We start from the raw sequence: 21,691 nt of genomic DNA, 5'->3' as shown, positions 1-21,691 counted from the left end.
GTTTCGTCGTCAAGCATTGCGGACGTTCTGGCGCGTCACGAAGGGCTTTGTTGTCCCGCTGCCGGGTTCGACCTGGTGAAGAGAATTCGCCGTCCGGTTCCCGGAAAAGTACATTGAGCCGATGAGTCTGTTCACGATCGCTTTGCTGCCATGGCTTGGTGCCGCCGTGGTCGGCATGTTGCCCGTTGGCGCCCGTCGTATGCATGCCCTGGTGGCCGGCGCGGTGGCGCTGGTCGTGACGGGGTTACTGCTGCTGGCGGCCCCTGCCGTCTTCGATGGCCAGGTGCTGCGCGCCAGCGTGCAGTGGCTGCCGGCGCTCGGCCTGAATCTGGGCTTCCGCATGGACGGGCTGGCCTGGCTGTTCGTGCTGCTGATCGGCGGCATTGGCGCGCTGATCGTGCTCTACGCCGCCTGGTACCTGGACCCGGACGATCCCCACAGCCCCAGCCGCCGCTTCTTCGTGTTCCTGCTGATGTTCATGGGCGCGATGCTGGGCGTGGTGCTGGCCGACAACCTCGTGCTGCTGGTGCTGTTCTGGGAGCTCACCAGTCTGGCAAGCTTCCTGCTTATCGGCTACTGGCACGGCCGCGACGACGTGGGCCGCGATGCGCGCGAAGGGGCCCGCATGGCGCTGGCAATCACGGGCGCCGGTGGCCTGTGCCTGCTGGCCGGTGCGCTGCTGCTGGGCGACATTGCCGGCAGCTTCTCGCTCGACGTGGTGCTGGCCTCGGGCGATGCGATCCGCGCCCATCCACTGTACGAGGTGGCCCTGGTGCTGGTGCTGCTGGGGGCCTTCACCAAGAGCGCGCAGTTTCCCTTCCACTTCTGGTTGCCGCATGCGATGGCTGCGCCCACGCCGGTGTCGGCCTACCTGCACTCGGCCACCATGGTCAAGTGCGGTGTGTTCCTGCTGGCGCGGCTGTACCCCGCGCTCGGTGGCAGCGAGCCCTGGTTCTGGATCGTCACCAGCGTGGGCCTCACGACCATGCTGCTGGGGGCCTACATCGCGATCTTCCAGCACGACCTGAAGGGCCTGCTGGCTTACAGCACCATCAGTCACCTGGGCCTGATCACGCTGTTGTTCGGGCTGTCCGAGCCGCTGGCGGTGGTGGCCGGGGTCTTCCACATCATGAACCACGCCACCTTCAAGGCCGGGCTGTTCATGAGCGCCGGCATCATCGACCACGAGTGCGGCACGCGTGACATGCGGCGCATCAACGGCCTCATGCGGCTGATGCCTTTCACCGCCACGCTGGGCATCGTGGCGGCGCTGAGCATGGCAGGGGTGCCGCTGTTCAACGGCTTCCTCAGCAAAGAGATGTTCTTCGCCGAGGCGCTGAACAAGCAGTCGGGCGCGATGATGGATTGGCTGCTGCCGGCCGGCGCCACGCTGGCCGGGGCCTTGAGCGTGGCCTATTCGCTGCGCTTCGTGCACGACACCTTCTTCAACGGCGAGCCGGTGGACCTGCCCAAGACGCCGCACGAGGCACCCTTTTTCATGCGCCTGCCGGTGATGCTGCTGGTGCTGCTGTGCCTGGCTGTGGGGCTGGCCCCGGCGCTGGTGGCCGGGCCGCTGCTGGCCGTGGCCGCCCAGGCGGCGCTGTACGGCGCGCCCGGGGCGGCATTGCCGGTCTACGAACTGGCCATCTGGCACGGGTTCAATGGCGCGTTGCTGATGAGCGCGATCGCCGTGGTGGCGGGCGTGGTGCTCTACACCGCGCTGATGCGCCGCGTGAACCTGCATGAAGTGACGCGACTGCCAGGGTGGATCGTGGCCGGTGGCCGCGAACTGTTCGACGCGCTGCAGTCCGCTGGTGAGGCCGCCGCCGACGCGGTGGTCGGCAGGCTACAGAACGGGCGCCTGCAAAGCTACCTGCTGCTGCTGGTGCTGATGGCGCTGGCCGCAGGCGCGGCGCCGTTCGTGCTGGCCTGGGGCCCATCGGCCGCGCCGGCACCGCTGCACCTGCAGGATCTGGATGCGCTGTCGCTGCTGCTCGGCGTGCTGGGCTGCGGCGCAGCACTGGGCACAGCCCTGCTGCACCGCCGCCGGCTCATCGCCGTGCTGCTCATGGGCGGTGCCGGGCTGGTGGTCTGCCTGGTGTTCGTCGGCCTGTCGGCGCCCGATCTGGCGCTGACGCAGTTGCTGGTCGAAGTGGCCAGCGTGGTGCTGTTGATGCTGGCACTCAAGTGGCTGCCCGCAGAGAGCCCGGTGCCGCGCCAGGGGCAGTGGCGTGCGGTGCGCGATGCGCTGGTGGCGCTGGCGGTGGGCCTGGGCGTGGCGGCGCTGGTGTGGATGGTGCTCACGCGGCCGGGCCAAAGCATCAGCGACTACTTCTACGCCACCACGCTGCCCCTGGGCGGGGGCACCAACGCGGTCAACGTCATCATCGTCGACTACCGGGGCTTCGACACCCTGGGCGAGATCACGGTGCTGGTCATCGCCGCGCTCACCATGCACGCGCTGCTGGCGGGCTGGGTGCCACCGGCCGGGCCATCGGGCCCGCCGCCGGTCGGGCAGGCGCATCCCTTGATGCTGCAGCGCGTGGTGCGCTTGTTGATGCCTTTCGTGGTGCTGATCTCGGTGCACCTCTACCTGCGTGGGCACAACCTGCCCGGGGGCGGCTTCATTGCCGGCCTGGTGCTGGCCATCGGCCTCATGCTGATGCAGGTGTCGCACGGCCAGGTCTGGACGCGTGAGCGCAGCCCGCTGCTGGGCGGCGACTTCCGGGGCTGGATCGGCTGGGGCCTGGCGCTGGCTGCGCTGACTGGCGTGGCCAGCTGGCTGTTCGGTGCACCGTTTCTGACCACCACCTACGACTACCCGTGGTTGCCCGGCATCGGTGGCGTGCCGCTGGCCAGCGCCGCGGCCTTCGACCTGGGCGTCTACCTGGTCGTCGTCGGCGCGACGATGGTGATGCTGCTGGCCATCGCGCGGCTCACGCACAACGTGGCGCCGCCACCGATCGACTGACCATGCTGCTGCTCCTCACCCTCTTCATCGGAACCCTGGCCGGCTGCGGCACCTGGCTGATGCTGCGTGCGCGCAGCTTCGACACCATCCTCGGGCTCACCTTGCTCAGCTACGCGGTCAACCTGTTCATCTTCACGATGGGGCGGGTCCAGGCCGATGCCCTGCCCATCGTCGTGAAGGGCGTCGACGCCACGCTGGCCACCCATGCCGATCCGCTGCCGCAGGCGCTGGTGCTGACGGCCATCGTCATCAGTTTCGCGATGACGGCGCTGCTGCTGGGCATCGCACTGCGCGCGCGGGGTGAGACCGGCACCGACCACGTCGACGGCAAGGAGCCGCCGCATTGAGTGCTTCCACCAACTTGCTGCAGCAGGCGACCTTGCTGCTGGGCGGGCATGCGATCGTGCTGCCCGTCGTGCTGCCCCTGATCGCCGGTTCGGCGCTGCTGCTGCTGGAGAAGGTGGCTTCCCGCTGGGTGCCCGTGGTCTCCGCGGCTGCAGTGGCGGCCCTGCTGGTGCTGGCCGCGCTGCTGGTGTGGCAGGCCGACCAGGGCGTGGTGCAGGCCTACCTGCTGGGCAACTGGGCCGCGCCTTACGGCATTTCACTGGCGCTGGACCGGCTCTCCGCGCTGATGCTGCTGGTCACCGCCGTGGTGGCCTGCATGGCGCTGCTCTACGCATTGGCCGGGGATGACCGACGAGGCGCGTCGCCGTCACTGCATTTCCATGCGCTGTTCCAGTTTCAGTTGATGGGCCTGAACGGCGCCTTCCTGACGGCCGACCTGTTCAACCTCTTCGTGTTCTTCGAGGTGCTGCTGGCGGCGAGCTACGGCCTGCTGCTGCACGGCGCCACGCGCGAGCGCCTGAAGGCCAGCGTGCACTACGTGGTGTTCAACCTGGCCGGCTCGGCGCTGTTTCTCATCGCGGTGAGCCTGCTGTACGCGCTGGCCGGCTCGCTCAACATGGCGGACCTGGCCCAGAAGCTGCCTGCGCTGGCCGCCGAGAACCAACGTCTGGCACAGGCCGCCATGCTGATGTTGCTGGTGGTGTTCGCGGTCAAGGCGGCATTGCTGCCGCTGTACTTCTGGCTGCCCGAGACGTACGCGAGCGCGAGCGCGCCGACGGCGGCACTGTTCGCGGTGATGACCAAGGTGGGGGTGTACGGGATCCTGCGGGTGACCACGCTGTTCGTGCCGGCCGGCCTGGTCGCCGGCAGCACGCCGCTGCTGACCGGCCTGGCGTTGGCCACGCTGGTGCTGGCCGCGCTGGGTGCGCTGTCGGCGGCGCGGCTGCGCACGCTGCTGGCCTACCTCGTGGTCGCTTCCGCCGGCACCCTGCTGCTGGCGATCGGCCTGGGCACCGAGCGGGCCGTGGCCGCCGGGCTGTTCTATCTGGTGCCCAGCACGCTGGTCGCGGCCGCCTGGTTTTTGCTGGCCGACCGCATCGCTGTGGCACGCGGTGGCAGCGACCTGTTGCAGCCCGGGGCGCGACCGTCGGCCTGGGCGCCACTGGGCGTCGGATTCTTCATCGCCGCAGTGGCAGTCGCAGGCGTGCCGCCCCTGGCTGCGTTCATGGGCAAGGCCTTGTTGTTGCTGGCCGCCGGCGACACGCCGTGGGCCGGCTGGGTGGTGGCCGGGGTACTTGCGTCCAGCTTGATGGTCATGGTGGCGCTGGCGCGCGCCGGTGGTGTGCTGTTCTGGGAGCAGGGCAGCGCAGCGCGGGCGGCAGCGCCCCGGGCCGCGACCGACACCGTGCTGCGGCCCGGACTGGCCCAAGGCGCCACGGTGGCCGCGCTGGCCGCCGTGCTGCTGTGTGCGGCGGCGGCGGGCCCCATCGCACGCTACACCCAAGCCACTGCCGCCCAGCTTTATGCGCCCGACGGTTACGTGCGGGCCGTGCTCGACGCGCAGCCGGTGCCGGCCATGATCGACGTGCGCCGCGAGATGCGCGAGCGGGGAGAACTGAAATGACAGACATCTCGCGACCCTCCGACACGCCGAGGACCCTCTCGCGCCGCCTGTTGCCTTCGCCGCCGACCAGCATCGCGATGTTCATCGCCTGGCCGATGCTGGCCGGATCGGTCTCGCTGGGGCAACTGGTGCTGGGCGCCATGCTGGCGCTGGGTATCCCCTGGCTGCTGGCGCCATTGCGGCCGACCTATTCGCGGCTGCGTTCCTGGCGCGCGCTGCTGCGGCTGATCGGTGTGGTGCTGTGGGACATCGTGCGCAGCAATGTCGAAGTGGCCCGCCGCGTGCTCGGCCGCGATGCTGCGATCCAGCCCCGCTTCGTCTGGCTGCCCATCGATCTGCAGGACCCGCTGGCCATCGTGCTGCTGGCCGGCATCATCACCACGACGCCGGGCACGATCTCGGCCGAACTGAGCGACGACCGCCGCTGGCTGCTGGTGCATGCGCTGCATGCCCCGGACGCAGCCACCGGGGCTGCCATCGTCGCCGACATCAAGGCGCGCTACGAGGCGCCGCTCGCGGAGATTTTCGGATGATGCTGGCCACGGTACTGCCCTGGGTGATCGGTGCGCTGGCGCTGGCGATGGCACTGGCGGCCTGGCGACTGCTGCGTGGCCCCGACGTGACCGATCGCATCCTCGCGCTCGACACGCTCTACATCAACGCGCTGGCGCTGCTGGTGACGCTGGGCCTGTATTTCGGCCACCAGCACTACTTCGAGGTGGCGCTGCTGATCGGCCTGCTGGGCTTCTTCGGCACGGTGGTGGTGGTCAAGTTCCTGCTGCGCGGCGACATCACCGAATGAGGGCACGACCATGACCGACAACCTTCCCGTCTGGGCCGATGCCCTGGCCGCCGTGCTGCTGGTGATTGGCGCGGCCTTCGCGTTGGTCGGCTCGATCGGCCTGGCGCGGCTGTCGGACTTCCTGAAACGGCTGCATGGCCCCAGCAAGGCCACCACGCTCGGCGTGGGCTGCGTGCTGCTGGCCTCGGCGCTGGTGGCCGCCGTGGCAGGCCAGGCCAGTTTTCACGAGTTGCTGATCACCTTGTTTTTGTTCCTCACGGCACCGGTGTCGGCCCATCTGCTGGTGCAACTGGCGTTGAAGCTGCGGCCTGAACTGCGGCCGCCGCCGCCTGACGCGTGAACCTGAACCGAGCCGCACGCCTGCAGTCAGAGGCTGTTCCGGTCGCTGAAGGGGGGGGCCGGCTGCACGGCCAACGCTGCGTGACGTGACGCGAGGCGACGCCAGGCGAAAGACGAGGTGATCGGTTGGGTGCCCCGGTGCAACCGGGCCCGGCTGCACTCGACGACAGTTGACTGGTGCCCGGGGCCGGAATCGAAAAAGTCAGCGTAAGCCGCGTTGCGCTTGACGGTCAAGTAGCCATGCGGCGCTTAGGGGACCTACTTGGGGACGATCCAGAAATAAAAAGGTTTGTCGCCCCTTCGCAACGCTTTCCTGATCGGATCGATCAGCTGAACCTGAAGTTTGAGGTGAGTTGCAAGTGATCGATAGCTCAAGAATTTCATTTGAACACGATGTCTAGACCCACCATTTACCCCCAAGAGTACATTGCGCTGCTGACTGGCGCGTGACACAGGATCTAGAGGCAATTTGGTTCAGGCAAGATCAAGCGACTCAAGGCTACCAACCGGCTGACTGAACCGATTCGAAAATCTCGACCATTTGTATGGGTGTAAGGGGTCGAAGGTTCGAATCCTTTCACACCGACCAATCAAATCAACGGGTTAGCTCTCACAAGGAGCTAGCCCGTTTTCCATTTCGGCGGCCAAGGGGTAAACCGAGGGGTAAACCAGGAAGGGCGCCGCGATGAAACGTGCGGTTCCTGTCATCCCCCTTCCATCCTGATTCGCCCGCAAGTCCATCAACACATGTTGACGGGCTGCCGGCCGGGCGTGCTGGCGTTCAGACTGCCACGGTCCGGCGATGCGGCAGCTGTTGACAGGCTCAGTTTCCTGTCGGCGTCAACACTCCGGGGGCTTCAGTCCACCTGGGCCGACAGGTACTTGCCAAGACGGCTGCGCAGGATGTCGGCCAGCTCGTCGAGGCGGCTCTCGACCCGGAACGTGGGCCCTGCCACAAGCAGAGCAAAGCGCCCCCGCAACCTGGTGGCCAAGACGGTCGCCCACCTCGCGGACATCGAGCGCATCGACGAGCATGCCAGCCAGATCCATGCGGCGCCGATGTCGCATGGGTCGGGGCTGTACATCCCGGCCTACTTCGCACGGGGCGCGCGCCAGGTAGTGCCGGCCTCCGGCGGCTTTGACCCGGCCGAGTTCCTGGCCTTGTGAGACGCGCATCCGGGCTGCGGCGCCTTTCTGGCGCCGACCATGGTGCAGCGCTTGCGGCTCGAAGCCGAGCGCTCTGGCCACCGCCCGCGCTGCCTGCGCAGCATCGTCTACGGCGGCGGCCCGATGTACCCGGAGGAGATGAAGAAGTCGCTGGCGGTCTTCGGGCAGTTCTTCGCCCAGAGCTATGGCCATGACGAGACCCCGAAGACCATCACCGGCCTGCGGCGCGAGGATCACGCGCTGGACGACGATTCAGTCCGGGCTCGGTCGGGCTGGCGCGCACGGGCGTGGAGGTGGTCGTAGTCGATGGCGGGGCCGGCCGGTGGCGCTCGGCGAGTTGGGCGAGATCGTCTGCCGCAGCATGCGGTGATGGCCGGCTACTGGCGCAACCCAGCCGGGACCGCCGATGCCCTGCGCGGCGGCTGGCTCTACACCGGCGACATGGGTCTATCGATGCGCGCGGCTACTTGACGCTGCGCGACCGGTCCAAGGACGTCATCATCAGCGGAGGATCGAACATCTACCCGCGCGAGGTCGAGGAGGCCTTGCTGCTGCATCGCGGGGTCGGCGAGGTCTGCGTGGTTGGGCAGGAGGACCAGGAATGGGGCGAGGTGGTCGTCGCCTTCGTCGCCGCGCGCACGGCGCCGCACGCGACACCGCGAGACCTCGACGGGCATTGCCTGCAGCACATCGCCCGGTTCAAGCGCCCCAAGGACTACCTGTTCGTCGAGAGCCTGCCGAAAAACAGCTACGGCAAGGTGCTCAAGCGCGCGCTGCGCGAGCAGTTGGCCTAGCTAGGCCGTGAAGAAGCGAGGTGAGGTTGAGCAGCCGCGGAAGTCTTTCCGTCGGTTTGCGGTGGCTGCCCCAGTGCCATGTCGTTGAGCACCCGTTGAGCCGCCCAGATGTCTTCCAAAAGGGGCAGGGCCGAGTTCATCGAATTCAACGCAGCTTGGCTTCGACGTCTCGCTTGTCGCTGCAGAGGCGAGCAGCTGTTCGGACGACGCGGGCAGCTAACACAGGGAAAACCATGATTATGGATATGTTTACTTTTAAACAGATCAGCATAAGATGCATCCACAATCATCTAAATGTCGATTCCTGCGGCATCATCAAGGTCCCCCCATGGCCGAGCGTTCATTCGTTGAAGAAGTCAAAAAGCTGCGTCTTGGCGCGGGCGAGGTGTTCCATGGCGAGGGCATCCTGGCCGTGACGAAGGCGTTGCTCGAATCCGGTGTCAATTACGTTGCCGGTTACCAGGGCGCGCCCATCTCGCACTTGATGGACGTGCTGGCCGATGCGCAGGACATCCTGTCCGAGCACGGCATCCGCTTCGAAAACAGCGCAAGCGAGGCCACGGCTGCCGCCACGCTTGCCGCATCCGTCAACTACCCGCTGCGCGGCGCTGTCACGTTCAAGGCCACGGTGGGCACCAATGTCGCGTCTGATGCGTTGGCCAATCTGGCCTCGGGTGGCGTGACCGGCGGCGCGCTCATCATCGTGGGCGAGGACTACGGCGAGGGCTCGTCCATCATGCAGGAGCGCAGCCACGCGTTCGCCATGAAATCGCAGATCTGGATGCTCGACCCGCGGCCCAACCTGCCCAGCATTGTGCAAGCAGTGAAAGACGGCTTCGACCTGTCTGAGGCCAGCCACACGCCGGTGATGCTGCAGCTGCGCATCCGTGCCTGCCATGTGCATGGTCAGTTCATCGCGGCTGACAACCGCCGGCCTACGCACACCATCTCGCAGGCCATGGAGCAACCGCAGCGCGACGTGAGCCGCATCGTGCTGCCGCCTGCCAGCTTCGCGCACGAGCAGGAAAAGGTCCACGAGCGCTGGCCTGCTGCGCTGCGCTTCATCACAGAGCGCGGTCTAAACGAGTTCTTCGCCGAGGGCGCTGACGACATCGGCATCGTGGTGCAGGGCGGCTGCTACAACACCGTGGTCCGCGCGCTGCAGTTGTGCGATCTGGCCGACGCGTACGGCAACACGCAGGTGCCGCTGTATGTGATGAACGTGGCCTATCCACTGGTCGACGCCGAGTTGCTGCGCTTTTGCACTGGCAAGCGCGCCGTGTTGCTGGTGGAGGAGGGCCAGCCCAACTTCGTCGAGCAGAACATCGCCACGGTGCTGCGCCAGGCCGATGTCGACACGCGCCTGCACGGCAAGGATCTGCTGCCCGTGGCCGGCGAATACACCACTGCGGCGGTGCTCAGAGGCCTGCGCAGTTTCCTGCGCACCTATGATCGGCTGCCCGCGTCGGCCACGCCCGCACGCAAGACCATCCCGCTGGTGGCGGCCTTGGGCGAGCCGGCCCTGCCCATCGACGCCAACGTGCATGGCCGCCCGCCGGGCTTTTGCACCGGCTGCCCCGAGCGGCCGATCTTTACCGCCATGAAGCTGGTGGAGCGCGAGCTGGGCGAGCACCACGTCAGCGCCGACATCGGCTGCCACCTGTTCTCCATCTTGCCGCCCTTCAACCTGGGCAACACCACCATGGGGTATGGCCTGGGCTCTGCCGGCGCGGCCGCGCTGAACGTGCCAGCAGGCAAGCGCGCCATCTCGGTCATGGGCGACGGCGGCTTCTGGCACAACGGGCTGACCAGCGGCATCGCCAACGCAGTGTTCAACCGCAGCGACAACCTGACCATCGTCGTCGACAACAGCTACACCTCGGCCACCGGCGGGCAGGACATCCTTTCGTCCAAGGCGCTGAACCCCACTCGCAGCACCAACCATGCCATCGAAAAGGCTGCGCGCGGCGTCGGCGTGGAGTGGGTCAAGACCGTGCGCAGCACTTACGACCTGAAGACCATGGTGAGCATGCTGCGCGAGGCGCTGACCACTACCGTCAAAGGCCCCAAAGTCTTGATCGCGCAGAGCGAGTGCATGCTGAACCTGCAGCGCCGCGAAAAGCCCAAAGTGCGCCAGGCCATCGCCAGCGGCCAGCGCGTAGTGCGCGAGCGGTTCGGCATCGATGCGGATACCTGCACCGGCGACCACTCGTGCATCCGGCTTTCGGGCTGCCCGTCGCTGTCGCTCAAGCCCAACCCCGACCCGCTGCGCACCGACCCGGTGGCCACCGTGCTGGACAGCTGCGTGGGCTGCGGCCTGTGCGGCGAGGTCTCACATGCCGCCGTTCTATGCCCTTCCTTCTACCGCGCGCAGATCGTCAGCAACCCCACCCGCTGGGACCGCCTGCGCCAGCGCCTGCGCCAAGCCGTGATCGGCCGGCTGCAGGCGCGTGACCAGCAACGCCGTGCGCGTTACGCCTTCTGACGCCGATTCCATGTCCACTCCACACCCTATCAAGATCGCGATCCTCGCCATGGGCGGCGAGGGCGGCGGCGTGTTGGCCGACTGGCTGGTCGACCTTGGCGAGTTCAACGGCTACATCGCCCAGACCACGTCCGTGCCCGGCGTAGCCCAGCGCACTGGCGCCACCATCTACTATGTTGAGCTGTTCCCCGGCGCGCGCGCGCAGCAGGACGGGGGCCAGCCCGTGCTGGCTCTGATGCCGCTGCCCGGCGACGTGGACGTGGTGCTGGCCTCCGAACTCATGGAGGCCGGCCGCGCCGTGCAGCGCGGACTGGTCACACCCGACCGCACCACGCTGGTCGCGTCCACCCACCGTGTCTATTCCATCGCTGAGAAGACCGCCATGGGCGACGGTCGGGTCGACAGCGCCGAGCTGCTGGCCCACGCGCACAAGGCGGCCCAGCGCTTCGTGGGATTTGACATGGCGCAGCTGGCCCATGAGGCTGGCAGCGTGGTCAGCGCCGCGCTGTTCGGCGCGCTGGCAGCCACTGGCGTGCTGCCCTGGAGCCGGACGCAGTTCGAGGCCACGGTGGAGCGCGGTGGCGTGGGTGTGAAGTCCAGCCTGAAGGCCTTTGGCGCGGCCTATGCGCGCGCGACGGAGGGCGCGCCGACCGCGCCAGCGCCGGCCACCGTCGCCGCCCCTGCACCGCGCGACCCGACCGTGGCTGCGCTGCTGGCCCGCGTCGCTGGCTTCCCGCGCGATGCGCATACGCTCATCATCGAAGGTGTGCGCCGTTTGATCGACTACCAGGATCCGGCGTATGCCGCGTTCTACCTCGACCGCCTGACGGTTGTGCAGGCCCTGCCCGACGACGGCAGCGGCGCGCTGCTGCGCGAAACCGCACGCTACCTGGCGCTGTGGATGAGCTACGAGGACACCGTGCGCGTGGCCGACCTCAAGACGCGCGGCAGCCGCTTCGCGCGCGTGCAGTCCGAGGTCGGCCTGCAGGCCGACCAGCAGATCGCCATCCACGAGTTCATGCACCCACGGCTGGAAGAGATCTGCGACACCCTGCCGGCCGGCCTGGGCCGCTGGCTGGCCAAGCCGCATGCGGTGCACCGGCTCGTGGCGCGCTTCACACGCGAAGGTCGCACCGTCTCCACCAGCTCGCTGCGCGGCTACCTGCTGCTGTGGGGTCTGGCGCGCTTGCGCGGCGCGCGGCGCGCTTCGCTGCGCTACCAGCACGAGAACGCACGCATCGAACAGTGGCTGCAACAGATCGCCACCACCGCGGCAGCACACCCCGCGCTGGCCGTCGAAGTGGCCCAATGCCAGCGCCTTGTCAAGGGCTACAGCGACACCCATGCCCGCGGCCTGGCCAACTTCCAGCTGCTGATGCACGCCGTGCGCTCAGCTGGCGCAACGCTGGCGCCCGCCACGTTACGCGCCCTGCGCGAGGCGGCTCTGGCCGACGAACACGGCAAGCAGCTGCAGGCCCTGCTGGCCCGCCACGCTCTCGCCTGAACAAGGAATCGCCATGTCCACCATCTCCATGCGCGTCGCCCAAGTCGACACGCTGAACCCCTTGATCCGCCGCTTCGCGCTGCAGCCCGCACAGGGAGGCCCGCTGCCCAGTTTCGACGCCGGTGCCCATGTGCGTGTGCGCATCGGTACGGGCGACGACTGGCGCCACTACTCGCTCATCGATTTCTCTACGGCGGCCGACGCCGGTGCCGCCGCGCCGCAGGCCTACACCATCGCCGTGCGGCTGGAGGACTCGGGCCGAGGCGGCTCGCGCTTCATGCACGCGCTCCAGGCGGGCGACGTGATCACGATTGAGCCACCGCGCAACGACTTCCCGCTGGCCGCGCACGGTGGCTCCGTGGTGCTGGTCGCGGGCGGCATCGGCGTCACCCCGCTGGCCAGCATGGCGGCGCGCTGCCGCGCCCAGGGCCGGCCGGTACGCATGGTCTATGCCGGCCGCAGCCGTGCGCTCATGGCCTTGCTGCCCGAGCTGCAGGGCCTGCTGGGCGACGCGTTGCGCGTGCACACGGACCAAGAGGCCGGCGCGCCGCTGGACGTGGGCGCGCTGCTCGACGGCTGCGCGCCCGAGGACCGGTTGTACGTCTGCGGCCCCCAGCCCCTGCTCGATGCCGTCCTCGCCGCTGGCCATGCGCGCGGCTGGCCCAGCGAGCGCGTGCGTTTTGAGCTGTTTACGGCGCCCGTGCCCCAGGCCGGCGACCACGCGTTCGAAGTGGTGCTGGCGCAGAGCGGCCAGCGCTACACCGTGCCGATCGAACAGACCATCCTCGAATGCCTGATCGACCATGGCTGCGACCCGATATTTGACTGCAAGCGCGGCGAATGCGGCGTCTGCGCTGTGCCTGTGATCGAGGGCGACATCGACCACCGCGACTACGTGCTGAGCGCCAGCGAAAAGGCCGCCGGCAACGTGATCCAGATCTGCATCTCGCGCGCCAAGGGCCAGCGCCTGGTGCTCGACCTCTGACCCGCCTTCAACACCCACCCCCAGGAGCCCCCATGATGATCCGCAGAACCCTGATGCGCTGTGCGCTCGCCCTGTTCCCGCTGGCAGCGTTCGCCAATGATGGCAAACCCGTGGAGTGGGTCGTCGGCTACGCGCCGGGCGGCGGCTCCGACGTGGTCGCCCGCATGCTGGCCGACGCCATGGGCAAGAGCATGCAGCAGACCTTCATCGTGGTGAACAAGCCCGGTGCCGGCGCCAACATCGCGGCCGAGTACGTGGCCAAGACGCGCAACCCCGAGCAGACTGTCTCCACCGTCGATTCGGCCGTGCTGGCGGCCAACCCGTTCCTGTACAGCAAGCTCGCCTACAGCGCTGAGAAGGAGTTCGCGCTGGCCGGCATGATCGCGCGCTTCCCGCTGGTGCTGGTGGTGGCTCCCAACGCGCCGGTCAAGACCCTCCCCGAGTTCCTGTCCTGGGCCAGGAGCGACCCCAAGGGCACCAGCTACGGCAGCCCCGGCGCCGGGAGCCCACACCACCTGGCCGTGGAGCTGTTCCGTGCTCAGACTGGCCTGGCGCTGACGCACGTGCCCTACCGAGGCGCGGCGCCGGCCATGGCGGACGTGGTGGGCGGCCAGCTGCCCTTCATGTTCGTCGACACCTCCAGCGGCGGCCCCTTCATCGCGTCAGGCAAGGTGCGCGCCATCGGCGTGGCCAGTGGGCAGCGGCTCAAGTCCATGCCCGATGTGCCCACGCTGGCCGAGCAAGGCCTGCCCGGCTTCGAGGCCTACGCTTGGCAGGCGCTGGTGGTGCCAGCCGGCACCAAGCCGGCGACGACGGAGGCCTTGAACAAGGCGCTGAACGCCGCACTCAATTCCGACGACGTGAAGACCCGCATGGCGACGCTGGGCATCGAGCCGCTGCCCACCTCGGCCGCCGAGGCCACGCGCTACGCCGCACAGGAGCGCGAGCGCTGGGGCCGGGTGATCCGCGACGCCAACATCAAGCTGGACTGAGAGGGCACCATGACCCGCTACCGCGACAACCCCGCCGCCGTGGCCGCGCTGGTGCGCGACACCGAGGTGCACAAGGACTGCTACATCAGCGACGAAGTCTTCGCGCTGGAGATGGAGCAGCTGTTCGCCAACACTTGGGTCTACGTGGGCCATGCCAGCCAGATCCCCAAGCCCGGCGACTTCTTCGGCACGACGGTGGGCGACCAGCCCGTCATCATGGTGCGCCACACCGATGGCAGCATCAAGGTGCTCAACAACCGCTGCGCGCACAAGGGCGTGCAGATCGCGCCCGAGGGCTGCGGCCACACTGGCAAGTTCTTCCGCTGTCCTTACCACGCCTGGACCTACCGCACCGACGGCAAGCTGCTCTCCATCCCGCTCAAGAAGGGGTACGACAACACCGGATTCGACACCTGCGAGGCCAGTCGCGGCCTGGCTTCCGTGGGCGCGGTCGAGGTCTACCGCGAGTTCGTGTTCTGCCGGCTGAACCCCGATGGCATTTCCTTCGCGGAATTCTTCGGCCCCTCGTTGTCCACGCTGGACAACATGGTCGACCGCTCGCCTGAAGGCCGGCTCGAAGTGACCGGCGGCGTCATGCGCTATATGCACGACTGCAACTGGAAGATGCTGGTGGACAACCAGACCGACACCTGCCACCCCATGGTGGCCCACGAGTCGTCGGCCGGCACCGCCGTCAAGGTGTGGCAGCAGGCACCCGAGGGCACGCCCAAGCCCATGGCCGTGGAGCTGTTCGCGCCCTTTGTCAGCCCCTACGAGTTCTTCGAGAACATGGGCATCCGCGTGTGGGAAAACGGCCATGGCCACACCGGCGTCAGCGACTCGCTCCATGCCGCGTATTCGCCCGCGCCCGGCTACTGGGAGAGCATGGCCGCGGCCTATGGCGAGGAGCGCGCCCGCAGCATCCTGGCAGAGGTGCGACACAACACCGTGTACTTTCCCAACATCATGGTCAAGGGGCCGATCCAGACGCTGCGCCTGTTCAAGCCGCTGGCAGCAAACAAGACGCTGGTGGAGAGCTGGACCTTCCGCCTGGTCGGCGCACCCGATCTGCTACTGGAACGCACCCTCATGTACAACCGCCTCGTCAATGCCCCCACGTCCGTCGTCGGCCATGACGACCTGGAGATGTACGAGCGCGCCCAGCAGGGCCTGCATGCGCGCGGCGCCCAGTGGGTCAATGTGGGCCGGCTTTACGACAGCGCCGAGCACGGCCAGGCCGATGCTGTCACCAACGGCACCAACGAATGGCAGATGCGCAGCCAGATGCGCGCTTGGGTGCGCTTCATGACGACCGGTATGGCGCAGAAGGAGGCGGCATGACCTCACCCTCCGATGCCCAACTGATCGACTTCGTGCTGGACGAAGCCGCCATGCTCGACGCCCTGCGCTTCGAGGACTGGCTTGAAATGTTCACCGAAGACGGCCACTACTGGATGCCGCTCACACACGGTCAGACAGACGCCCGTTTGCAGGCCTCGCTGATGTATGAAGACAAGCTATTGCTGCAGGTGCGCGTGGCACGGCTGGCGGGCGCGCGCACCTTCTCGCAGCAGCCCATCAGCCGCTGCCACCACCTGCTGCAGCAGCCGCGCGTGATGGCGCGTGACGACGCCGCCGGCCACTACACCTGCCGAACCTCCTTCCACTACGTCGAGACCCGCCGGGACACGCAAACGTTGTACGCCGGCTGGGCCACGCACACGCTGGTGCAGCAGGTGGGCGGCCTGCGTATCCAGCTCAAGCGCGTGGACCTCGTCAACTGCGATGCGGCTTTCGGCAGCATGCAGCTCTTCATGTGAACCACTCCATGCACAAACCCAACTCCCTGGCCCAAGCCTTCGCGCCGGCCGACCGCACGCTGCCGCGCATGCTGCAGCATCAGGCCGCGCGCTTCGGCGACCGCGCGCTGTTCGTGGCCGGCGCCGTGAGCTGGACCTTTGCCGAAGCGCTGCACATGGCCGGCGCCTATGGCACGGTGCTGCAGCGCGCGGGCGTTCAGGCCGGCGACCGTGTAGCACTCCTGTGTTCGAACCGGGCCGAGTTCATGCAGGTTGTACTGGGCTGCGCTTGGATTGGCGCCGTTGCGGTGCCGGTCAACATCGCCTCCCGCGGGAGCCAGTTGCATCACATCCTGTCCAACTCCGGTGCGCGGCTGTTGGTCACCGAGGCCGAGGGCCTGCAGGCCGTGCGCGCGCTGGCGGTGCTGGAGGCGCCTGCGCTGCCGTTGCAGACCATCTGGCTGCTCGACATGCCGGCCGCCGGCGAGGACGGCTGCACGCCATTCCCCGCCGAGCCGACCGAGGCCGCAGCGCCCGCCGCCGTGCGCCCGGGCGACACGCTGCTGATCCTCTACACCTCCGGCACCACGGGCCTGTCCAAGGGCGTGTGCTGCCCGCATGCGCAGTTCTTCTGGTGGGGCGCGCACAGCGGCAGCCTGCTGGGCCTGCGAGAAGGCGAGGTGTTGGTGACCACGCTGCCGCTGTTCCACACAAATGCGATGAATGCCTTCTTCCAGGCGCTGTTGAGCGGCTCGACCCTGGTCGTGGAGAAGCGTTTCTCGGCCACAGCCTTCTGGGAATCATTGGTGCGCCACCAGGCCACGGTCACCTACGTGCTGGGCGCGATGGTGCCCATCCTTTTGTCCAAGGACGCGACGCCGCACGACCGTGCGCACCGCGTGCGCATCGCGCTGGCACCAGGCGTGCCGCCGCAGTTCCACGCGGTATTCACCGAGCGCTTCGGCATGCGCTTGCTGGACGGCTATGGCTCGACCGAGACCAACTTCGTGATCGGCCGCGACGCCGAACAGCGCCCCGGCAGCATGGGCCGCATCGCCGATGGTTTCGAAGCCTGTGTGGCCGACGAAGACGACAACCCCGTGCCCCCGGGCCAACCCGGCGAGCTTCTGCTGCGCGCGCGCGACCCCTATGCGTTTGCGACCGGTTACTTCGGCATGCCCGAGAAGACCGTGGAGGCTTGGCGCAACCTGTGGTTTCACACCGGCGACCGCGTGGTCTGCGGTGCCGACGGATTCTTCACCTTCATGGACCGGCTCAAGGACGCGATTCGGCGGCGGGGCGAGAACATCTCGTCCTACGAGGTCGAGCAGGTGCTGCTGAGCCATCCAGCCATCGCGGTCGCGGCCGTGTACCCGGTCAAGAGCGAGATGGCCGAGGACGAGGTCATGACGGCCATCGTGCTGCGCGAGGGGGCTAGCCTCGACGCCGTGGCGCTGATGCAGTTCTGCGAGCCGCGCATGGCGTACTTCGCCGTGCCGCGCTTCGTCGAGTTCCTCGCGCAGTTGCCGGCCACCGAGAACGGAAAGATCCAGAAGTTCAAGCTGCGTGATCGTGGTACGACCGACCAGACCTGGGACCGCGAGGCGGCTGGGTATCAACTCAAGCGCTGAAGGGCAGGTGACCTTATGAAACGCATTTTCTTGAAGGGCCTTGTGGCTGGCTGCGCCAGCCTCCTGCTGGCCACCGCAGGCGCCCAGAGCGCCTACCCCAGCAAGCCAATCCGCATCATCGTGCCGTTTCCGCCGGGCGGCGGCAGCGACATGGTCGCGCGCATCGTGTCGACGCGGCTGGCCGAAAGCTGGAAGCAGCCCGTGCTGGTGGACAACCGCCCCGGCGGCAACACCATCATCGCGGCCGAGGCAGCGGCCAAGGCTGCGCCCGACGGCTACACGCTGTTTGTGGCCATCGACTCCACGCTGGTCATGAACCAGAGCCTGTACAGCAAGCTGCCCTACGATCCCGTGGCCAGCTTCACGCCGGTCACGCAGGCCATCACCATGCCCATGGTGCTGGCCGTGCACCCGGCCACACCCGCCAAGACCGTGCAAGAGCTGCTGGCGCTGGCACGTGAGCGCAACGGCGAGCTGGCCTACGCACACGGCGCGCTGCCGGCCCAGGTGGCCGGCGAAGTGTTCAAGGCTGCGACAGGCGCCAAGCTCCTTGCCGTGCCCTACAAAGGCGGCGCACCCGCCATGACCGACACCGTGGGCGGAACCGTGCCCGTAATCTTCGATGCACTCGGCCCGGCCATGCCTTTCGTGAAGGGCGGCAAGGTGCGGGCGCTGGCCGTCACCAGCGCGCAGCGCAACCCGTTGCTACCCGACGTGCCCACGCTGGCCGAGTCCGGTCTGCCGGGCGTGGACCTGGTGACGTGGATCGGCTTCGTGGTGCCGGCCGGTGTGGACCCGGCCATCGTGCAGCGCCTGCACGACGAGCTGGCGCGCATCCTGCAGCTGCCCGCCACGCGCGAACAACTGGCGGCCGTGGGCATGACGGTGGTGGCCAACACGCCCGCGCAGTTCGCGCAAGTCATCCGCGACGACACGGTGAAGTTCGGCCGCATCATCAAAGCCGCTGGCATCCGCCTCGACTGACATGGCGCATTTCCACACCCGCAAGGGCTACGAAGGCGTCGCCGTCGCCGTGCCCGTCACCGTGCCCTACGAGCGTTATTCCACGCACGGCGCGCACTGGTTCATCGGCCGCGCGCTGCATGCGCTGCTCGAACAATCCGGCCTGCCCAAGAGCGCCATCGACGGCCTCACGGTCAGCAGCTTCTCGCTGGCGCCGGACACTGCCGTGGGCGTGACACAGCACCTGGGCCTGTCGCCGCGCTGGCTGGACCACATTCCCACCGGTGGCGCCAGCGGCGTGATGTCGCTGCGCCGCGCGGCGCGGGCCGTGCAGGCGGGTGATGCCGACATCGTGGCCTGCATCGCGGCCGACACCAACCATGTCGATTCCTTTCGCCAGACGTTGGGCGCGTTCAGCCATTTCGCGCGCGACGCCACCTATCCTTATGGCGCGGGCGGGCCGAACTCGATGTTCGCCTTCATCACGGCGCACTACATGCGCACCTACGGCGCCTCGCGCGAGGACTTCGGCCGCATCGCGGTGGACCAGCGCGCCAATGCGCTGCGCAACCCGAACGCCTTGTTCAAGAAGCCCTTGAGCCTGGACGAGTACGTGGCCGCCAAGGCGATCTCCGCGCCCATCCACCTGTTCGACTGCGTGATGCCCTGCGCGGGCGCCGAGGCTTTCCTTGTGATGTCCGAGGCGCGTGCGCGCGACCTGGGGCTGCCGCATGCGCTGCTGCGCGGCGCCATCGAGCGCCACAACGCTTATGCCGACGACCCGGTCATGCTGCGCGGCGGCTGGCGCGTGGACCGCGACGAGCTTTACGCCATGGCCGGCGCGCAGCCGGCCGACATCGACTTCGTGCAGACCTATGACGACTACCCGGTGATCGTGATGATGCAGTTCGAAGATCTGGGCTTTTGCGAGAAGGGCGAGGGCCCGACGTTTGTGCGCACCAGGCGTACGACGCACGACGGCGACTTTCCGAACAACACCAGCGGCGGCCAGTTGTCGGCCGGCCAGGCCGGTGCGGCGGGTGGCTTCCTCGGGTTGACCGAGACCATTCGACAACTCACAGGTGCGGCCGGTGCACGTGCTGTGGCGAACGCGCAGTTGGGCCTGGTGGGCGGCTTCGGCATGGTCACCTACGACCGCTGCCTGTGCACCGGTGCCGTGATTTTGGGGAGTGCCCCATGAGCATCCCGATGCCGCGCCCCGCGCGCAAGAACCCAGTGCTGCGCACGCCGCAGATGAACCTGCCGCCCAGCGCGCGCGGCCGCGTGGCGCTGGGTCTTACGGCCGCCGCCGCCGAAGGCCGGTTCGAACTGCAGGTCTGCGAAGACTGCAGTGCCGTGCAGTACCCACCGCGCGAGGCCTGCGGGCGCTGCGTGTCACCACGGCTGCGCTGGCGCGCCCAGTCCGGGCTCGGTGAACTGTTGGCCGAGACCACGCTGGACCACAGCAACGACCTGTACTTCCGCGAGCGCCTCCCCTGGCGGCTGGGCATGGTGCAGCTGGATGCGGGCCCGAGTGTGATGGTTCATTTGCATGGAGATGTCGGCGCTGCTCCGGATCGCGTGCGCGTCGGCGCCCGCATCGACCGCAGCGGCCAAGCCGTGTTGATCGGATTCCCCGAGAAAGAGAGTGAACACATGGCAGACGACAAGATGCTGCGCGAGATGGCCAGCGACCCACGCTTTCGCAAAGTCCTGGTCACCGACGGCAAGACCCCTGTGGGCCAAGCCGTGGTGCAGGCACTGCTCAAGGCCGGTGCCGACCTGGTGTGGGTCGGCCATGCCGAGCCCTGGAAGACGGCACCCGGCCTGGACGAGCTGGCCGTGTTGCCCAAGGTGGCCCTGGTGCCGCTGGACGTGAGCGACGAACGATCGGTGACTGAGCTGGCCGGCCAGATCGGCGGGAAGGTCGACATCGTGGTCAACACGGCCGAGCTGCACCGGGGCTTCGGCATCGCGGCGAGGCGCGGCACCGACGTGGCCAAGGCGGAGATGGAGGTCAACTACTTCGGCCTGCTGCGCCTGGCCCAGGCTTTCGGCCCCGCGCTGCGTGGCCGCTCGGCCGACGGCGCCACGCATGCCTGCGCCTGGGTCAACGTGTTGTCGGTCTACGCGCTGGCCAACTACCCGGCGCAGGGCACGTTCTCAGCGTCGAAGGCGGCGGCGCTGTCGCTTTCGCAGTGCCTGCGCGCCGAGATGCGGCCAGCCGGTGTGCGCGTGATCCATGTGTTCCCCGGCCCGGTAGACGACGAGTGGAACCAGAACATGCCTCCCCCCAAACTCGGCCCCGCTGCGCTGGCCTCGGCGATCGTCAAGGCCTTGCAGGGTGGGGTGGAAGACGTCTACCCCGGCGAGATCGCTCAGGAATGGCTGGCCCGCTGGCGTGACAACCCCAAAGTGTTAGAGCGTGAACTCGCTGCAGGAGGATCTTGACATGACATCCGCTACCCCGATGGCTTCCGCGACCGTCACCCCGACGGCTTCCCCCGTCCTCGCCGGCTTGGTCGCCGCACTGGCAAGCGGCCAGGTTCGCGTCATCGACCTCACGCAGACGCTGATGCCTGAGTTTCCGGCCATTGCGCTGCCGCCCGAAATGGGCCAGTGCCAGCCGTTCCGCGTCGAGCAAATCTCGGCCTACGACGAGCGCGGTCCGGGCTGGTACTGGAACAACTTCTCCTGCGGCGAGCACACCGGCACGCATTTCGACGCCCCGGTTCACTGGATTTCGGGCCGCGACCTGCCGAACAACTCGGTGGACACCATCGACCCACAGCGTCTCGTGGCACCGGCGTGCGTGATCGATTGTTCGGCGCAGGCAGCGGCCGATGCGGACTACCTGATGACCGTGGCCGACATCGAAGCCTTCGAGGCCCGGCACGGCCGCATCGCGGCGGGTGCCTGGGTGCTGATGCGCACCGACTGGTCGCAGCGCTGGTCCAAGGGGCAGGATGCGCAGGCCTTTCAGAACATGAACGACACCGGCCAGCACACGCCCGGCCCCAGCACCGAGGCCGTGCGCTTCCTGGTGGAGCAGCGCGACGTGCTGGGCTTCGGCACTGAAGCCATTGGCACCGACGCCGGACAGGGTTACCACCTGCTGCCGCCGTATCCCTGCCATTCACTGATGCACGGCGCGGGCAAGTACGGCCTGCAATGCCTGACCAATCTGGACCAACTGCCGCCCACGGGCGCCGTGCTGTTCAGCGCGCCGCTGAAGATCCAGAAGGGCAGCGGCAGCCCCTTGCGCGTACTTGCGCTGGTGGGAGGCTGAG

The 21,691-nt window shown here is 67.9% G+C and carries 20 protein-coding genes; all 20 read left to right on the top strand.

What is annotated here, in order from left to right; genetic code table 11:
• Nucleotides 1-121 precede the first annotated feature (121 nt).
• The 20 genes from AC099J_RS21510 (at nt 122) to AC099J_RS21415 (ending at nt 21,690) form a co-directional block, all read left to right on the top strand.
• Nucleotides 122-2,971, top strand: a complete 2,850-nt coding sequence (locus tag AC099J_RS21510; protein WP_479617329.1) for a monovalent cation/H+ antiporter subunit A — start codon at nt 122-124, stop codon at nt 2,969-2,971.
• A 2-nt stretch (nt 2,972-2,973) separates the two neighbouring features.
• Complete coding sequence (locus tag AC099J_RS21505) at nt 2,974-3,318, top strand: Na+/H+ antiporter subunit C (protein ID WP_479617328.1); 345 nt, start codon at nt 2,974-2,976, stop codon at nt 3,316-3,318.
• Nucleotides 3,315-4,940 carry a monovalent cation/H+ antiporter subunit D gene (locus AC099J_RS21500; RefSeq protein WP_479617327.1) on the top strand — a complete coding sequence of 542 codons (1,626 nt, stop codon included), beginning with the start codon at nt 3,315-3,317 and terminating at the stop codon, nt 4,938-4,940. The genes AC099J_RS21505 and AC099J_RS21500 overlap by 4 nt, the downstream gene beginning before the upstream one ends.
• Nucleotides 4,937-5,473 carry a Na+/H+ antiporter subunit E gene (locus AC099J_RS21495; RefSeq protein WP_479617326.1) on the top strand — a complete coding sequence of 179 codons (537 nt, stop codon included), beginning with the start codon at nt 4,937-4,939 and terminating at the stop codon, nt 5,471-5,473. Before AC099J_RS21500 ends, AC099J_RS21495 begins: the two co-directional genes overlap by 4 nt.
• Nucleotides 5,470-5,742, top strand: coding sequence for a K+/H+ antiporter subunit F (locus AC099J_RS21490; RefSeq protein WP_479617325.1), 273 nt, complete (start codon nt 5,470-5,472; stop codon nt 5,740-5,742). Before AC099J_RS21495 ends, AC099J_RS21490 begins: the two co-directional genes overlap by 4 nt.
• A 10-nt stretch (nt 5,743-5,752) precedes the next feature.
• Entirely contained in the window at nt 5,753-6,082 is a 330-nt protein-coding gene (locus tag AC099J_RS21485) for a Na+/H+ antiporter subunit G (protein WP_479617324.1), read from the top strand.
• A 983-nt stretch (nt 6,083-7,065) separates the two neighbouring features.
• On the top strand, nt 7,066-7,248 hold the full coding sequence (locus AC099J_RS21480; RefSeq protein ID WP_479617323.1) for a hypothetical protein: 183 nt from the start codon (nt 7,066-7,068) through the stop codon (nt 7,246-7,248).
• A gap of 39 nt (nt 7,249-7,287) precedes the next feature.
• The gene (locus tag AC099J_RS21475) at nt 7,288-7,551 is read left to right on the top strand and encodes a hypothetical protein (RefSeq protein ID WP_479617322.1); all 264 of its coding nucleotides are present in this window, start codon (nt 7,288-7,290) and stop codon (nt 7,549-7,551) included.
• A gap of 164 nt (nt 7,552-7,715) precedes the next feature.
• Nucleotides 7,716-8,042: an AMP-binding enzyme gene (locus AC099J_RS21470; RefSeq protein ID WP_479617321.1), complete on the top strand. Its 327-nt coding sequence runs from the start codon at nt 7,716-7,718 to the stop codon at nt 8,040-8,042.
• 328 nt (nt 8,043-8,370) lie between these two features.
• Nucleotides 8,371-10,527, top strand: coding sequence for a thiamine pyrophosphate-dependent enzyme (locus AC099J_RS21465; protein WP_479617320.1), 2,157 nt, complete (start codon nt 8,371-8,373; stop codon nt 10,525-10,527).
• A 10-nt stretch (nt 10,528-10,537) separates the two neighbouring features.
• On the top strand, nt 10,538-12,031 hold the full coding sequence (locus tag AC099J_RS21460) for an indolepyruvate oxidoreductase subunit beta family protein (protein WP_479617319.1): 1,494 nt from the start codon (nt 10,538-10,540) through the stop codon (nt 12,029-12,031).
• 13 nt (nt 12,032-12,044) lie between these two features.
• The gene (locus AC099J_RS21455) at nt 12,045-13,016 is read left to right on the top strand and encodes a PDR/VanB family oxidoreductase (protein ID WP_479617318.1); all 972 of its coding nucleotides are present in this window, start codon (nt 12,045-12,047) and stop codon (nt 13,014-13,016) included.
• Nucleotides 13,017-13,048: 32 nt separating this feature from the next.
• On the top strand, nt 13,049-14,008 hold the full coding sequence (locus AC099J_RS21450; protein ID WP_479617317.1) for a Bug family tripartite tricarboxylate transporter substrate binding protein: 960 nt from the start codon (nt 13,049-13,051) through the stop codon (nt 14,006-14,008).
• A 9-nt stretch (nt 14,009-14,017) separates the two neighbouring features.
• The gene (locus AC099J_RS21445) at nt 14,018-15,349 is read left to right on the top strand and encodes an aromatic ring-hydroxylating dioxygenase subunit alpha (protein WP_479617316.1); all 1,332 of its coding nucleotides are present in this window, start codon (nt 14,018-14,020) and stop codon (nt 15,347-15,349) included.
• Nucleotides 15,346-15,828, top strand: coding sequence for an aromatic-ring-hydroxylating dioxygenase subunit beta (locus AC099J_RS21440; RefSeq protein WP_479617315.1), 483 nt, complete (start codon nt 15,346-15,348; stop codon nt 15,826-15,828). Before AC099J_RS21445 ends, AC099J_RS21440 begins: the two co-directional genes overlap by 4 nt.
• Nucleotides 15,829-15,836: 8 nt before the next feature.
• Nucleotides 15,837-17,438, top strand: coding sequence for an ATP-dependent acyl-CoA ligase (locus AC099J_RS21435; protein WP_479617314.1), 1,602 nt, complete (start codon nt 15,837-15,839; stop codon nt 17,436-17,438).
• 15 nt (nt 17,439-17,453) lie between these two features.
• Nucleotides 17,454-18,422, top strand: coding sequence for a Bug family tripartite tricarboxylate transporter substrate binding protein (locus AC099J_RS21430; protein WP_479617313.1), 969 nt, complete (start codon nt 17,454-17,456; stop codon nt 18,420-18,422).
• A gap of 1 nt (nt 18,423) precedes the next feature.
• Entirely contained in the window at nt 18,424-19,602 is a 1,179-nt protein-coding gene (locus tag AC099J_RS21425; RefSeq protein WP_479617312.1) for a thiolase family protein, read from the top strand.
• Entirely contained in the window at nt 19,599-20,852 is a 1,254-nt protein-coding gene (locus AC099J_RS21420) for an SDR family NAD(P)-dependent oxidoreductase (protein WP_479617311.1), read from the top strand. Before AC099J_RS21425 ends, AC099J_RS21420 begins: the two co-directional genes overlap by 4 nt.
• A gap of 1 nt (nt 20,853) precedes the next feature.
• Nucleotides 20,854-21,690 (top strand): cyclase family protein, encoded by an 837-nt coding sequence (locus tag AC099J_RS21415; RefSeq protein ID WP_479617310.1) that lies wholly within the window; start codon nt 20,854-20,856, stop codon nt 21,688-21,690.
• The last annotated feature ends 1 nt before the right edge of the window (nt 21,691 follow it).

It is taken from the genome of Rhodoferax sp. RT4P68, assembly GCF_056521305.1.
The sequence above is the reverse complement of the archived record's forward strand: the minus strand, read 5'-3'. Positions and strand labels throughout refer to the sequence as shown.

Bases quoted from the DNA above. Each gene is read 5' to 3' on its own strand.
- AC099J_RS21485 (WP_479617324.1), top strand. From the start codon at position 5,753: ATGACCGACAACCTTCCCGTCTGGGCCGATGCCCTGGCCGCCGTGCTG.
- AC099J_RS21510 (WP_479617329.1), top strand. From the start codon at position 122: ATGAGTCTGTTCACGATCGCTTTGCTGCCATGGCTTGGTGCCGCCGTG.
- AC099J_RS21455 (WP_479617318.1), top strand. From the start codon at position 12,045: ATGTCCACCATCTCCATGCGCGTCGCCCAAGTCGACACGCTGAACCCC.
- AC099J_RS21445 (WP_479617316.1), top strand. From the start codon at position 14,018: ATGACCCGCTACCGCGACAACCCCGCCGCCGTGGCCGCGCTGGTGCGC.
- AC099J_RS21435 (WP_479617314.1), top strand. From the start codon at position 15,837: ATGCACAAACCCAACTCCCTGGCCCAAGCCTTCGCGCCGGCCGACCGC.
- AC099J_RS21475 (WP_479617322.1), top strand. From the start codon at position 7,288: ATGGTGCAGCGCTTGCGGCTCGAAGCCGAGCGCTCTGGCCACCGCCCG.
- AC099J_RS21490 (WP_479617325.1), top strand. From the start codon at position 5,470: ATGATGCTGGCCACGGTACTGCCCTGGGTGATCGGTGCGCTGGCGCTG.
- AC099J_RS21415 (WP_479617310.1), top strand. From the start codon at position 20,854: ATGACATCCGCTACCCCGATGGCTTCCGCGACCGTCACCCCGACGGCT.
- AC099J_RS21495 (WP_479617326.1), top strand. From the start codon at position 4,937: ATGACAGACATCTCGCGACCCTCCGACACGCCGAGGACCCTCTCGCGC.
- AC099J_RS21450 (WP_479617317.1), top strand. From the start codon at position 13,049: ATGATGATCCGCAGAACCCTGATGCGCTGTGCGCTCGCCCTGTTCCCG.
- AC099J_RS21465 (WP_479617320.1), top strand. From the start codon at position 8,371: ATGGCCGAGCGTTCATTCGTTGAAGAAGTCAAAAAGCTGCGTCTTGGC.
- AC099J_RS21505 (WP_479617328.1), top strand. From the start codon at position 2,974: ATGCTGCTGCTCCTCACCCTCTTCATCGGAACCCTGGCCGGCTGCGGC.
- AC099J_RS21430 (WP_479617313.1), top strand. From the start codon at position 17,454: ATGAAACGCATTTTCTTGAAGGGCCTTGTGGCTGGCTGCGCCAGCCTC.
- AC099J_RS21460 (WP_479617319.1), top strand. From the start codon at position 10,538: ATGTCCACTCCACACCCTATCAAGATCGCGATCCTCGCCATGGGCGGC.
- AC099J_RS21425 (WP_479617312.1), top strand. From the start codon at position 18,424: ATGGCGCATTTCCACACCCGCAAGGGCTACGAAGGCGTCGCCGTCGCC.
- AC099J_RS21440 (WP_479617315.1), top strand. From the start codon at position 15,346: ATGACCTCACCCTCCGATGCCCAACTGATCGACTTCGTGCTGGACGAA.
- AC099J_RS21420 (WP_479617311.1), top strand. From the start codon at position 19,599: ATGAGCATCCCGATGCCGCGCCCCGCGCGCAAGAACCCAGTGCTGCGC.